This is a genomic window from Paenibacillus glufosinatiresistens (assembly GCF_031470375.1).
Classification (GTDB): domain Bacteria; phylum Bacillota; class Bacilli; order Paenibacillales; family Paenibacillaceae; genus Paenibacillus_AQ; species Paenibacillus_AQ glufosinatiresistens.
In genome coordinates, this window is sequence record NZ_JAVFHT010000011.1 from 118,085 (window position 1) to 130,974 (window position 12,890).

The window sequence follows — 12,890 nt, forward strand, 5'->3', positions numbered from 1 at the left end:
CGGTTCTGCCACCTGGCATCAGGCGAGTCTGAGACATGAGGAGGTGCAAGTACAATGTATGCAATTATCGAAACTGGCGGCAAGCAGTACAAAGTTCAAGAGGGCGATGTTCTGTTTATCGAGAAGCTGAACGCAGAAGACGGCGCAAGCGTAACGTTTGACCGTGTCCTGGCAGTGTCCGGCGAGAACGGCCTGACAGCGGGAACTCCGCTCGTTAGCGGCGCTACCGTAACGGCGAAGGTGGAGAAGCATGGTAAGGGTCAGAAGGTTGTCGTATTCAAATACAAACCGAAGAAGAACTACCACAAGAAGCAAGGCCACCGTCAACCGTACACCAAAGTAACGATCGAGAAGATTCAAGCGTAAGCGGGTGCGTTAATGATTAACGTCATCATCTCGCGGGATTCTTCCCATGGAACGATCACCGCTTTTGCGGTGGAGGGCCATGCGAATTATGCCAGAAGAGGCGAAGATATCGTCTGCGCCGGGGTTTCGGCCGTTACGGTCGGCACCGTCAATGCGATAGAGGCTTTGACCGGCGTCGTTCTGGAGAGCTCCATGAAGGGCGGATTCCTCAGCGGGAATGTCGTTCGGACGGAGAATCCGGAAATGTCGGCGAAGGTGCAGCTGCTTCTGGAATCCATGATCGTAATGCTGCGGACTATCGCGGATTCATACGGGAAGTATATTCAGATACAGGAAGTTATTAATTGAAGAAGGAGGTAGACTTTTCATGTTGAAATTGGACCTTCAGTTGTTTGCTTCTAAGAAGGGCGTAGGCTCGACGAAGAACGGACGAGACAGCCATTCCAAGCGTCTTGGCGCCAAGCGTGCCGACGGACAGACAGTTACCGGCGGCAGCATTCTGGTTCGCCAGCGCGGAACGAAGATTCATCCCGGCACGAATGTCGGCATCGGCAAGGACGACACGCTGTTCGCTAAGGTTGACGGCGTTGTGAAGTTCGAGCGTCTGGGACGTGACCGCAAGAAAGTGAGCGTCTACCCGGTGGAAGTTGCTCCGGTAGCAGCTGCTCTGGAAGTGTAATTCTTCGCTATTACGGTTTAAGAAGCCTCCGGCATGAGCGCCGGAGGCTTTTTTTGAAATATGCGAGGCGAACGTGCCGGCAACGGATGAATTTGCGGGTATTCCTATGGTATACTTTGTTAAAATGACGAACGTCCGGCCCAAGAGAATGCTTGAGCGACGTTCTGGTACCGGGGACGTGGACTAAGCATGAAATCCTGGATAACAGCGGCCGGCTGGCCGGCGCTGTCGCTTCTTATCCCGGCCGGCCTGGCCTTGTGGAAGCCTTCATGGGAGACTTCGCTGCTGCTGGCGGCCTGGGCCGCGGCGGCTATGGCTGCGGCCGTTCTTCTGTGCCGCGGAAGGCTGCAGGAAGAACTCCGCCGGCAGGAGCACTGCTTGCAGGAGCAAGCAATTCGAACGCTGAATCATCATCGGCATGATTGGATGAACGATCTGCAGGTGCTGTACGGATATATTCAGCTTGGCAAGCCTGATAAATCTGTGCAGTGTGTGGAAAGAATAAAGGAGCGCATCGCTCTGGACAGTCGGATTGCCAAGCTCGGCATCCCGCCGCTGGTCTTCTTTCTTCAGTCCTACCGCACCTCGGGCGGCGGGCTGTTGCTGGATATTGAAGTCGAGGAAGGGCTGTGTCTGGAGGACAGGCTGTCTCCTGAAGGAAGCGCGGAGCTGGCCTCGGCAGTGGCCCAGACGGTTGCGGCTTATGAACGGGGCTTGCCGGGGGTTCTGGGGGAGCCTCCGGTGCTGGAGCTGTCGTTCCGTTCGGAGGGGCCCGATCTCATTATTGTTTTTGAAGGCGAAGACCCGGAAGGAAATCCCGATCTCCTGCAGAGACGCATTTCCAGCATAATACGGGACAAGAGGATTCGGGCCGAGCGGCTGGATCCGCAGGAGTCCGATTTTCAACTGCGCATCCCTATGGGCGTGTGAGGAAGGTGAAGATTAATGTTTGTAGATAAAGCGAAGATTTATGTAAAAGGCGGCGACGGAGGCGACGGGCTCGTCGCTTTCCGCCGGGAGAAATATGTGCCGGAAGGCGGACCGGCCGGCGGTGACGGCGGCAAGGGAGGCGACATTATCTTCCGCGTCGACGAAGGACTGCGGACGCTGATGGACTTCCGCTACCAGCGGCATTTCAAAGCCCAACGCGGAGAGAAGGGCCGCAACAAGAGCCAGCACGGGGCCGGCGCCGAGAATATGGTCGTTCGGATTCCGCCGGGAACGGTTCTGTACGATGACGATACCGGCGAGTTGATTGCCGATATGACGCGTCACGGCCAGCAGATCGTAGTGGCCCGGGGCGGCCGGGGCGGCCGGGGGAATATCCGGTTCGCCACGCCGAATAACCCGGCGCCGGAGCTTGCGGAGAACGGCGAGGAAGGCCAGGAACGGTATATCGTGATGGAGCTGAAAGTGATGGCGGATGTCGGGCTGGTCGGGTTCCCGAGCGTGGGCAAGTCGACGCTGCTGTCCGTGGTGTCCGCGGCGAAGCCGAAGATCGGCGCGTATCATTTTACAACCATCACTCCGAATCTTGGCGTAGTCGATGTCGGCGACGGCAGAAGCTTCGTTATGGCCGACCTGCCGGGACTGATCGAAGGCGCTTCGGAAGGCGTCGGTCTCGGACATGAGTTTTTGCGCCATGTGGAGCGGACCCGGATCATCATCCATGTGATCGACATGGCGGGTTCCGAAGGCCGCGATCCGTTCGAGGACTGGGTGAAGATCAACGAAGAGCTGAAGCAGTATAATGCAGGGTTGGCGGATCGGCCGCAGGTGGTTGCCGCCAACAAGATGGATATGCCGGAAGCGCAGGAGCATCTGGAATCTTTCCGGCGTCAGCTCGGCGACATTCGTCCGGACATCGAGATTATGCCCATCTCTTCGCTGACCCGGCAGGGCGTGCAGGAGCTGCTCTACCGGGCGGCCGATCTGCTGGATTCCATTCCGGCAGTGGCGGAGGTTCAGCCCGAAGGAGATGCAGCCGAACGCAAGGTGTACAAGCTGGATGCGTCGGAAGACGACCACTTTACCATTACCCGCGACAACGAAACGTTCGTGGTGCACAGTCCGCGAATCGAGCGGATGCTCAAACGGCTGCAGATGAACTCGCATGATGCGATTCTGAAGCTGGCCCGGACGCTGCGCCATATGGGTGTGGACGAGGAACTCCGCAAGCGGGGGGCCGTAGAAGGCACCATCGTGCGGATTGCTGACTTCGAGTTCGAATTCGTAGAGAGCAGCAGCTACTATTAAGAAGGTATATAGGCCGGCGGAGCGATTCGCCGGTTTTTTTGCGTGCCTGTATTCAAGAGAAGAAAGGGAATGGCGATAAGTATTTTAGGAAATGTCAAAAAAAGCATCTCCTCCGATTTCGGCAGGGTGTAGAATGAAGCTTGGCACGCGGAAAAGGCCAATAACTACATACTGCTTGTTTACGCGACCCATGGATTGTATATGGAGTCCATACGCCATGGCAGATGACGCGGAAGAAGCGTTCAGGATTGTGAAATTATGTGCGTTATCAACAGCATGATTGGGATGCTTTTATAAACTTTATTCATACAGGCATCGGAACGGGCAAAGGAGTGCTTCACATTTCTTGCAGTCTAATATCTCAATTTACTTATGAACAAGGTAGTCAATCCCATAAAGAACTCGCCGAGCGATGCGGTCTGAGTGAAGATAAGGTCATAAACGATATCGACTATAGAAAGTCTAACGGATTTCTGAACCGTTACCGAATGTTAAAGAGTCTCTACGCAAGACAAAGGCGGTGCATTGCGAATCCTGCGGGGCCGGAACGAGTCTCAATATGGGCGAATCCAGATCGTGCGAATACTGCGGAAGCGCCGTTATGTATAGTAAAGGATACTAGAGAGAGGAACAACCGTCATGGCAATCATTGAAGTCATTAAATACGACGGGCCCCCCGGCGCGCTTGCCTGGAAGCATCCGAATGAAGAAATCGGGGCCTGGTCCCAACTGATTGTAAGCGAGACACAGGAGGCGATCCTGTTCAAGAACGGCCAGGCGATGGACTCCTTCGGTCCGGGGCGGCATACCTTGGAGACAGCCAATCTGCCGCTGCTGTCCAAGCTGATCAATCTGCCTCTTGGAGGAAGTACTTCTTATTCGGCGGAGGTCTGGTACGTCAATAAGCTGGTTCGAATGGGTGTAAAATGGGGAACGGCGACGCCGATCCAGATGCAGGATCCGAAATACGGCATTTTCGTATCTGTCCGCTCTTTTGGTCAATTTGCCGTCAGAGTAACCGATGCCCGGCGTTTTCTCCTGAAACTGGCCGCCTCGGGCACCTGCTTTGATGAGAACTCGCTTATTCGGGCATTCCGGGGACTCTTGATGACCGAGATTAAAGATACTCTATCCTCCTATATGATGGATCATGACATCAGCGTGTTTGAAATTAGTGCAAATCTGACGGAACTGGGCGACCATATCCGGCAGGCCGTGGTTCCTGTGTACGCCGGCTACGGTTTGGAGCTGCCTCATTTTAACATTGAATCTATCAACATTCCCGATACCGATGAGTCGGTCGTGAGACTGAAGAAAGCCTGGGCCAAACGCGTGGAGGTGGATATTGTGGGTTACACGTATGACCAAGAGCGCCAGTTTGACATTATCGAGCAAGTTGGGGGACAGACGGCTGCTACGCTTCAAAAGAATTGCCGAAAGTGTGAAGGCGTGATGGAAGCTCGCTCCAAGTTCTGTCCTCATTGCGGAGAAAAACAGATCTCGATCTGCGCGCGTTGCGGGCATGAGATGCAGGCCGGCCATAAATTCTGCGATGAATGCGGGCTGGCGGCGTTATGACTCTCTTATTCCTGATTCTTGGGGCTGCTCTGTGCATGATTTTGGTCTCCCTCCGGGCGGGGCAACGGTTCGTATCCCATCTTAACCGAAGGACGGACGCCGATTCAAGAATCATGATGGAGCTTAGAAACGATGTGATGGAGATTGCTGCAAGAGTTTCGGCTTGGAATCACCCGGCTCGTGAGGAACTAGTCGGGATTGTAGAGAATGTTAGGGAGGCGCTCCGGTTCAGCGACCCGGTCTCGCGTCCGCAGCTTACAGAAACCGAATACGTCCTGGCGGATCAGATCAAGCTCCTGAATGACCAGGTGACACTAATCCTGGGTATAAACGAACAGACAGGAGAGGCTGTGGCCGAAGCCGGGAAAATCGCCGATTGCATTCGAATAACATTGGAACGCCGAAACCGGGAGTTGCAGTTGCTGAAATAAGAGAGGAATGAGAAAAATATGAATCACGACGCTGACGACTTGCTGAGATATAAAAAATCCGGGATAAATTTTGCTCTAATTGTTCTTGCCTATTTGTTTGCTCCGCTTGCTTTGGTTGCCGTATGTATTCGAATAGTCCGGACACGCCCCAACAATAACGAGATGGTCGATAACTGGCGTCTGGCCGGACATTCGTTATACGGTCTCTTTGTAGAACTCGTAAGTATTCTTGGATATCTTTATGGAATGGCCGAATACCCGGAAGAAATAATCGGAAAATTGTTGATGGCGCTGGTAGCCATGACGATTCTGCTCGTTGTTCCCGCAGCTTACTTTTTTGGGGCGGCCAATCGGGCGAAGCGGCATACTATTAGAGAGGCTGTCCGGGAGACAAAGACAGTCTATTGCGAATCCTGCGGAGCCGCAGCAAGCCGGAGTCCCGGCGAATCCGGACCGTGCGAATACTGCGGAAGCGCGGTTAATTGTTCCTGAACCGCCGAATAAGGTGGTTTTTCATTTTACCAAGAGGGTTGCAATTTCATCCTCGGCGGCTTATAATGTCCACTATGTACATACAAAAGTCTTTAGGGAGAGGACGTTCGTGAAAGAACGCTATTATTTGGTCCGGGAAGATATTTTGCCCGATGCTGTGTTGAAGACGATGCAGGTTAAGCAATTGCTGGAGGCCGGCGACGTCAAGACGGTGCACGAGGGCGTGGAGCAGGTCGGACTCAGCCGCAGCGCTTTTTATAAGTATAAAGACGGCATTCATCTGATTCACCAATTGGAACGGGAGCGGATCGTCACCATCTCGATGGATCTGGATCACGAATCCGGCATGCTGTCCAAGGTGCTGAGCGCCGTTGCGGGGCATGGGGCCAATGTGCTGACCATCAACCAGAGCATACCGCTGCAAGGAAGGGCCAACGTCGTCATCTCCATCGAAATTTCCCATTTAAGCGGAGAACTCGGGGAATTGCTGGACGGGCTGAAAGAAATGCCGGGCGTCAGACGCACGCAAATTGTAGGCCAAGGATAAAGAGAGAATCGGTCAGAGAGGATGCGGATAGAGATGAAGCCGGTTAAGGTGGGGCTGCTGGGATTGGGAACGGTCGGAACGGGCGTAGTGCGGATTCTCCAGGGCTTTCAGGAGGATCTGAGCGGCCAGGTAGGATCCCCGATCGAGATCAGCCGGGTAGCTGTGAAGAATTCGGAGAAGACGCGGTCCATCGATATTGCGCGCGAGGTGCTGACCACCGATCCGTGGGAAGTTATCCGCGACCCTGAGGTCGACGTGATTGTTGAAGTCATGGGCGGCGTGGGCATCACGAAGGATTACATTCTTGAAGCGCTGGAGCGCGGCAAGCACATCGTGACGGCCAACAAGGATCTGATGGCCCTGCACGGCACAGAGATTCTGGCCAAGGCCCAGGAGAAGCAGTGCGACGTCTTCTATGAGGCCAGTGTAGCCGGCGGGATTCCGATTATCCGTACGCTGATTGAGGGCTTCTCGTCGGACCGGATTGTCAAGATTATGGGGATCGTCAACGGGACGACTAATTACATACTGACCAAAATGAGCCAGGAAGGCGCGTCGTATGACGACGTCCTTCAGGAAGCCCAGGCTCTCGGCTATGCCGAAGCGGACCCGACCTCCGACGTGGAAGGGCTGGACGCTGCCCGCAAAATGGCGATTCTCGGCACGCTGGGCTTCCGGACGAATGTAGAGCTGACCGATGTCAGCGTCAGCGGCATTTCCGGCGTAACCCGGCAGGACATTCAGTTCGCCAAGCGTCTTGGCTACGAGATTAAGCTGCTCGGTATTGCCGAATGCCACAATGAAGAATTCAGCATCAGTGTACAGCCGACGTTGATCCGGGCCAGTCATCCGCTCGCCTCGGTGAGCGGGGTATTCAATGCCGTCTACGTCTTCGGTGAAGCCGTTGGCGAGACCATGTTCTACGGAGCGGGAGCGGGTGAAATGCCGACGGCGACCTCCGTTGTGGCCGACCTTGTCGCCGTCATTAAGAATTTGAAGCTTGGAGTGAACGGGCTCAAGCAGATCGTTCCCTACAAGCAGAAGAAGCTGAAGAGCGATGAACAGGTCTTTTACAAGAACTTTTTACTGCTGCACGTGGACGACAAGGCGGGGGTTCTGGCCCGGATCACGCAGGTCTTCGCAGAATACGAGGTCAGTCTCGATTCCGTTCTGCAGCAGGCGAATCCGGCCAATCCGGACGCCGAAATTATCATTGTTACCCACAACGCCAGCAAGGCGAGCATGGATAAGGTGCTGCGGCGTTTTGAAGAAATGGACGTTATTCGCCGGGTGAAGAGCCATTACCGGGTAGAAGGATAAATAGGGTTGAAGGAGATCGCGACTGGTGAAGAGAAGAGTTAGAGTCAAGGTCCCCGCCAGCACGGCCAACCTCGGTCCGGGCTTTGATACGCTCGGCATGGCGCTGTCGCTGTACGCGTGGATGGAAATGGCGGAGGCGGAAGAGACCGCCTTCCACCTGTATGGAGACGAGATGAAGGGACTTCCCCTCGACAAAAGCAATCTCCTCTACCGGGTAGCCCAAATGGTATTTGAGGAAGCGGGCGTTTCGGTGCCCGAACTGGACATCTCCATGTATTCCGAGATTCCTCTGACCCGCGGGCTGGGCAGCAGCGCGTCGGCCATTGTCGCCGCGCTGACGGCGGCGAATGCGTTGATTAGCAGTCCGCTGTCCACGGAGCGCCTGTTCGATCTGGCGTCCTCGCTGGAGAAGCATCCGGACAATGTCGGCGCCTCTTTCTTCGGCGGTATTATTGCCGCGGCCTGGGACGGCGAGCATGCCGATTACATGCGGATCGAGCCTCCGGATGAACTGGAGGCGTTAGTCGTCATCCCCGAGTTCGAACTGGCCACCTCGAAGGCGCGCGGCGTTCTGCCGGAGGCGCTGCCGATGGGCGACGCCGTTCACAACATCGCCCGTTCGTCGCTGCTGACGGCGGCGCTTGCGCTGGGCCGGCTGGATCTGGTCGGAGCGGCCATGAAGGATCGGCTGCATCAGCCTTACCGGGCTGCGCTGGTGCCGGGCCTGACCGAGCTGCTGGACGAGGCGCCGCGCCGCGGCGCGCTCGGAGCGGCGCTCAGCGGCGCGGGGCCTACGCTGATCGCCCTCGTCCGCAGGGATGAACCGAAGAAGCGCGAACTGGAAGCCTTTATGCGGGAGACCTTGTCGGCGCAGGGAATCCCGGCAACGGCGCGCTGGCTGCTCCCTGCCAAGGAAGGCGCAAGCGTGCTGGAAATGCCGGACAGCGCGCCGGGGATGCGCGAGGAATCATTTTTGGATATGATAAAAGGAGTTCAACAGAGATGAAATCGATAGCTATGCTGCCGGAGGGAACCACTTCCCACGAAGCGCTGCTGCATTTGTTGGACGGGGAGCCGTTCAGGCCGGTTTATCACAAGCTGATCTCCGATGTATTCCTGTCAACAGCGAGCGGCAAGACGGACTACAGCGTCATTCCGATCGAGAATACCATTGAAGGGTCCGTCAGTCTGCATCTGGACTGGCTGATTCACGAGGTGGAACTGCCGATGCAGGCAGAATGGATTTATCCGTCTATTCAGAACTTGATCGGCAACCCCGGCGAGTTTTTGGATACAGACGGGCAGGCAAGGTATGACAGAATTGTCAAAGTGCTCTCCCATCCGGTGGCAATGGCCCAGTGCGGACAGTTCATCCGCCAGCATCTGCCGGGAGCGGAGATCGAGACGGTCGGAAGCACCTCGGAAGCGGTGGAGATCGTCAAGCAGCATCCGGGCAAAGGCTGGGCCGCCATTGCCACGGAATTCGGCGCCCGTACGCACGGCCTCGAAATGGTTGCGAGAAGGGTAACCGACCACGACAACAACTATACCCGTTTTGTGCTGGTCGGATCGGCTAAGCCTGAGCTTCGCCGCCGAAGCAGCGGCAGCAAGACAAGCATTCTCGTCACCCTGCCGGAGGATTATCCGGGCGCGCTGCACCAGGTTCTCTCGGCCTTTGCCTGGCGAAGACTGAACCTGTCGCGCATCGAGTCGCGTCCGACGAAGAAGAAACTGGGGTCGTACTATTTTTACATTGATGTGCTCGAACCGATGGATTCGGTCCTGATGCCCGCGGCAATTGAAGAGATTCAGGCGCTGGGCTGCATGGTCCGGGTTATGGGCTCGTATCCCACATACACCTATGAGAAAGAAAAAGCGGAGGTGCAGTAAGCGCATGGCTGAGCAATGGATTTATCTAGACGGACAATATGTGACCAAAGAGAAGGCGACCGTATCGGTATTTGACCACGGATTCCTGTATGGAGACGGGATTTTTGAAGGAATCCGGATTTATAACGGCAACATTTTCAAATGCAAAGAGCATCTGGACCGGCTGTATGATTCGGCTAAATCCATCATGCTGGACATCCCGCTGACCTACGACGAAATGCGGGAAGCCATGGCGGAGACCATTCGCCGCAACGATATGCGCAACGGTTATATCCGTCTGATCGTCTCCCGGGGTCCCGGGAATCTGGGTCTGGACCCTCGGCGGTGTCCGAAGGCCAGCGTCATTATCATTGTCGAGCAGCTTGCGATCTATCCGGAGGCGGCCTACCTGAACGGTCTGCGTGCCGTCTCCGTCTCCCAGCGGCGCAACATTCCGGATGCGCTCAATCCAAAGATTAAATCGCTGAACTATCTGAACAATATTCTGGTCAAGATCCAGTCCAATCTGGCCGAGGCGGACGAAGCCGTCATGCTGAATGCCCAAGGTTATGTGACGGAAGGATCGGGCGACAATATTTTTGTCATCAAAAAAGGAGTTGTCTATACCCCGCCTTGCTATCTGGGCGCGCTGGAGGGCATTACCCGGCTTGCCATCATCGAGCTGTGCGAGAAGCTGGGGATTCCGCTCAAAGAAGAGCCGTTCACGCTGCATGACCTTTACATTGCGGATGAAGTCTTCTTTACCGGCACAGCTGCCGAAGTCATTGCCTGCCGCGAGATCGACGGACGGATTATCGGCGAAGGCCACGCGGGTCCGGTCACGCTGAAGCTGCTGGAGGAGTTCCGGCGCATCGTAGACCAGGACGGCTATAAAGTGTGGGAAAGCTAATCCGCTTTTGACCGGGAAGAAATCATCGATCCTGCTTGTGCTCCTTGCGTGGAGCGCAGGCAGGATTTTTTTGTGCGCAGGGATGTCATTCGCCTATGGCCTGCATAAGATGAAGTAGCGAAGGAGGCCGAATAACGCGCTCCGGTGCGATCAAGACGAGGCCGCCATATCAGGCAATAGGAGGGTAATGCTGCGTGAAAATACACATTGTCAAGCAAGGGGACACTCTCTTCGAGCTGTCGCAAAAATACGGATTGCCGCTGGAGGATCTGATTAAAGCCAATCCGCAAATCGCCGATCCCGATGTGCTTCACATCGGAGACAAAGTGAAGATTCCGGGGGCAGGGACGCTGCCGGATCAGGGAGAGATGTATTACAAGCATACGGTTCAGCAGGGGGATACGCTCTGGAAGCTGTCCAAAGCTTGGGGGGTCCAGCTCAAAGATGTCATTGAAGCGAATCCTCAACTGAAGAATCCGGATGTGCTGAAGGTTGGAGAAGTCGTTTATATCCCGAAGAAGGGTGCGGTTGCGCCTGCGGAACCGGCAGGAACCGAATCAGCGGGAACAATCGTAGGTGGGGAAGCGACTGGCGGCAAAACCTACACGGGACCCATCGAGCAGATCCCCGGCAAAACCTACACGGGACCCATCGAGCAAGTCCCCGGTAAAACCAATACGGGACCAGTCATTCAGCCTGCCCCGCCGGTTCAGGTTGTTCCGGCTCCCGCCCCTGCCCCGGAAATCGTCACCGAGACGCAAAGTCTCTTTGTGCAAATCTCTGTACCGGCCCAGGAGGCAGTGGTATACCAGCCTCAGCCGATGCCTGCGACGGCTCCTTGCCCGGCAGAACCGGCGGGCTGCGGAGGCGTCAGCGGCTATCCGGGCCTGACAGAGAATCCGCACTTCTATGATTGCCCGCCGGTATACCCGATGTATCAGTCCGTGGGCTGCGCTCCCGCTCCTTGCGGTCCCTCGCCGCATGCGATGATGTGCGGAACGACGTTACCCGCTCCGGCACCTGCGTATGGCGACTCTTGTTACCCGGGCATCTCGGCATCGGATTATACCCCTTGCGGGATAGAGGGAATGATGAACTACACCTCGGGAAGCTATCCGTCCGTCATTCAGCCCTCTTCCGCCTATACGCCGTCTCATTTTGGTATGCACGGTTACCCGGAGCACATGTATGCCCAGCCTTCTTGCCCTCCCGCTGCCTATACGGCTTCAATGCCAGGTTATGCTCCGTCAACACCTGCTTACACGGCTCCTGTCTACAGTCAGCAAATGCCGTCCATGCCATGGCCGTCGTGCGGCTGCGGAGAAGGACAGAGCTGGCCGGCAGCGCAAGCCTATCCTTCCGGTTCCGAGACGGTTCCCGGCGGGGGCATGGCGTATGCTCCTCCGGCATATGCTCCTTATCCTTATCCCGGCTGGAATCCTGGCGCCTATCCCGCTCAGATGGCCGCTTCTCCCGTACTCCCGACTATTCCGGAGTTTCCCGGGACCGATTGGCCTTATCTGAATCGGATTCAGCCCTTGGCTCAAGTGCAGAATACGGCCGACCCTATTCCGTCCGCATCCGAAGAAACGCCGGCGAAAGAAGAATCGGCTCCCGCCGCCAAGAGTAAAGCGGGGGAACGAGGCAAAGCCAAGGTATCCGGACAGGAAAGCTCCAAAAAGGCCGCTTCAGAAACCCGCAGCAAGAAGTCTCCAAACAAGAATGAACCGGAAACCGCAAAAAGACGAAAAAATCCGTGGATCTCCCGTTAAGCAAAAAACTTATAATCCATATAATAAAAACTCAGCATCCGGGGAATGTACGTACTTCGTACAACTCCGGATGCTAATATCAGTATGTAAGTAGGGATAAGGGAGTAAAACTCGAATGAAAGTCTTATAGGTATATGGATTCATATACGAAATGGGAATTTATGAGGGTTGTTGCATCGCTCAGGGACGTGCTATAGTAAGTAGCAGTCACCCGGTACAAGCAGATATGGACGAACTCTTAAATAGAGATTGAAAATTAAAGCTTGCATCATAAAAGAGACTGTGTTATATTATAAGAGTTGCTGGTGCGAACGAGCATCGGCGATGAAGATGGTTTGATCTTTGAAAACTGAACAACGAGTGAGTATTAATCGAGAGTAACATCTCGTCAGATTCATCTTATGAGCAAGTCAAACGAACTTGTTCGTCCGAAAGGATCGGCTCAGCCGAGATTGATACCTTTCAGACGTTCAGCTCGACGAAGGTCGAGCCTTTTATGGAGAGTTTGATCCTGGCTCAGGACGAACGCTGGCGGCGTGCCTAATACATGCAAGTCGAGCGGATTCATTCAGAGAGCTTGCTCTTTGAATGAATTAGCGGCGGACGGGTGAGTAACACGTAGGCAACCTGCCCTTCGGACCGGGATAACTACCGGAAACGGTAGCTAATA

The 12,890-nt window shown here is 55.2% G+C and carries 14 protein-coding genes, 1 rRNA gene and 1 other annotated feature (1 of these 16 cut by a window edge); all 15 genes read left to right on the forward strand.

Annotated features, from left to right (window positions below; translation table 11 throughout):
• Positions 1-40 (forward strand) — a sequence feature (ribosomal protein L21 leader region); it begins 47 nt to the left of the window's first position.
• Between the two features lie 14 nt (positions 41-54).
• The gene (gene rplU, locus RBI05_RS13145; RefSeq protein WP_150459041.1) at positions 55-366 is read left to right on the forward strand and encodes a 50S ribosomal protein L21; all 312 of its coding nucleotides are present in this window, start codon (positions 55-57) and stop codon (positions 364-366) included.
• Positions 367-378: 12 nt separating this feature from the next.
• Entirely contained in the window at positions 379-714 is a 336-nt protein-coding gene (locus RBI05_RS13150; RefSeq protein WP_150459042.1) for a ribosomal-processing cysteine protease Prp, read from the forward strand.
• A 19-nt stretch (positions 715-733) separates the two neighbouring features.
• Positions 734-1,045 (forward strand): 50S ribosomal protein L27, encoded by a 312-nt coding sequence (gene rpmA, locus RBI05_RS13155; RefSeq protein ID WP_150459043.1) that lies wholly within the window; start codon positions 734-736, stop codon positions 1,043-1,045.
• A 189-nt stretch (positions 1,046-1,234) separates the two neighbouring features.
• Entirely contained in the window at positions 1,235-1,975 is a 741-nt protein-coding gene (locus tag RBI05_RS13160; RefSeq protein ID WP_310551430.1) for a Spo0B domain-containing protein, read from the forward strand.
• A 15-nt stretch (positions 1,976-1,990) separates the two neighbouring features.
• Entirely contained in the window at positions 1,991-3,301 is a 1,311-nt protein-coding gene (obgE, locus tag RBI05_RS13165) for a GTPase ObgE (RefSeq protein WP_310551431.1), read from the forward strand.
• Between the two features lie 639 nt (positions 3,302-3,940).
• Complete coding sequence (locus RBI05_RS13170) at positions 3,941-4,879, forward strand: SPFH domain-containing protein (protein WP_310551432.1); 939 nt, start codon at positions 3,941-3,943, stop codon at positions 4,877-4,879.
• A 113-nt stretch (positions 4,880-4,992) separates the two neighbouring features.
• A complete protein-coding gene (locus RBI05_RS13175; RefSeq protein ID WP_310551433.1) occupies positions 4,993-5,310 on the forward strand; it encodes a hypothetical protein in 318 nt (105 codons plus the stop codon).
• 18 nt (positions 5,311-5,328) lie between these two features.
• Complete coding sequence (locus RBI05_RS13180) at positions 5,329-5,802, forward strand: hypothetical protein (RefSeq protein WP_310551434.1); 474 nt, start codon at positions 5,329-5,331, stop codon at positions 5,800-5,802.
• 109 nt (positions 5,803-5,911) lie between these two features.
• A complete protein-coding gene (locus RBI05_RS13185; RefSeq protein ID WP_150459046.1) occupies positions 5,912-6,349 on the forward strand; it encodes an ACT domain-containing protein in 438 nt (145 codons plus the stop codon).
• Positions 6,350-6,382: 33 nt separating this feature from the next.
• Entirely contained in the window at positions 6,383-7,669 is a 1,287-nt protein-coding gene (locus RBI05_RS13190; RefSeq protein ID WP_310551435.1) for a homoserine dehydrogenase, read from the forward strand.
• 25 nt (positions 7,670-7,694) lie between these two features.
• Positions 7,695-8,675, forward strand: a complete 981-nt coding sequence (thrB, locus tag RBI05_RS13195) for a homoserine kinase (RefSeq protein ID WP_223879911.1) — start codon at positions 7,695-7,697, stop codon at positions 8,673-8,675.
• Positions 8,672-9,559, forward strand: a complete 888-nt coding sequence (gene pheA / locus RBI05_RS13200) for a prephenate dehydratase (RefSeq protein WP_150459049.1) — start codon at positions 8,672-8,674, stop codon at positions 9,557-9,559. The genes thrB and pheA overlap by 4 nt, the downstream gene beginning before the upstream one ends.
• A 4-nt stretch (positions 9,560-9,563) precedes the next feature.
• Positions 9,564-10,448, forward strand: coding sequence for a branched-chain-amino-acid transaminase (gene ilvE, locus RBI05_RS13205; RefSeq protein ID WP_150459050.1), 885 nt, complete (start codon positions 9,564-9,566; stop codon positions 10,446-10,448).
• Between the two features lie 194 nt (positions 10,449-10,642).
• On the forward strand, positions 10,643-12,220 hold the full coding sequence (locus RBI05_RS13210; RefSeq protein ID WP_310551436.1) for a LysM peptidoglycan-binding domain-containing protein: 1,578 nt from the start codon (positions 10,643-10,645) through the stop codon (positions 12,218-12,220).
• 493 nt (positions 12,221-12,713) lie between these two features.
• Positions 12,714-12,890, forward strand: a 16S ribosomal RNA gene (locus RBI05_RS13215); the annotation flags it as partial.

Coding starts and splice junctions, on each gene's coding strand:
- RBI05_RS13160 (WP_310551430.1), top strand. CDS start 1,235: ATGAAATCCTGGATAACAGCGGCCGGCTGGCCGGCGCTGTCGCTTCTT.
- obgE (WP_310551431.1), top strand. CDS start 1,991: ATGTTTGTAGATAAAGCGAAGATTTATGTAAAAGGCGGCGACGGAGGC.
- RBI05_RS13150 (WP_150459042.1), top strand. CDS start 379: ATGATTAACGTCATCATCTCGCGGGATTCTTCCCATGGAACGATCACC.
- RBI05_RS13190 (WP_310551435.1), top strand. CDS start 6,383: ATGAAGCCGGTTAAGGTGGGGCTGCTGGGATTGGGAACGGTCGGAACG.
- ilvE (WP_150459050.1), top strand. CDS start 9,564: ATGGCTGAGCAATGGATTTATCTAGACGGACAATATGTGACCAAAGAG.
- RBI05_RS13175 (WP_310551433.1), top strand. CDS start 4,993: ATGATGGAGCTTAGAAACGATGTGATGGAGATTGCTGCAAGAGTTTCG.
- pheA (WP_150459049.1), top strand. CDS start 8,672: ATGAAATCGATAGCTATGCTGCCGGAGGGAACCACTTCCCACGAAGCG.
- RBI05_RS13180 (WP_310551434.1), top strand. CDS start 5,329: ATGAATCACGACGCTGACGACTTGCTGAGATATAAAAAATCCGGGATA.
- rpmA (WP_150459043.1), top strand. CDS start 734: ATGTTGAAATTGGACCTTCAGTTGTTTGCTTCTAAGAAGGGCGTAGGC.
- rplU (WP_150459041.1), top strand. CDS start 55: ATGTATGCAATTATCGAAACTGGCGGCAAGCAGTACAAAGTTCAAGAG.
- RBI05_RS13170 (WP_310551432.1), top strand. CDS start 3,941: ATGGCAATCATTGAAGTCATTAAATACGACGGGCCCCCCGGCGCGCTT.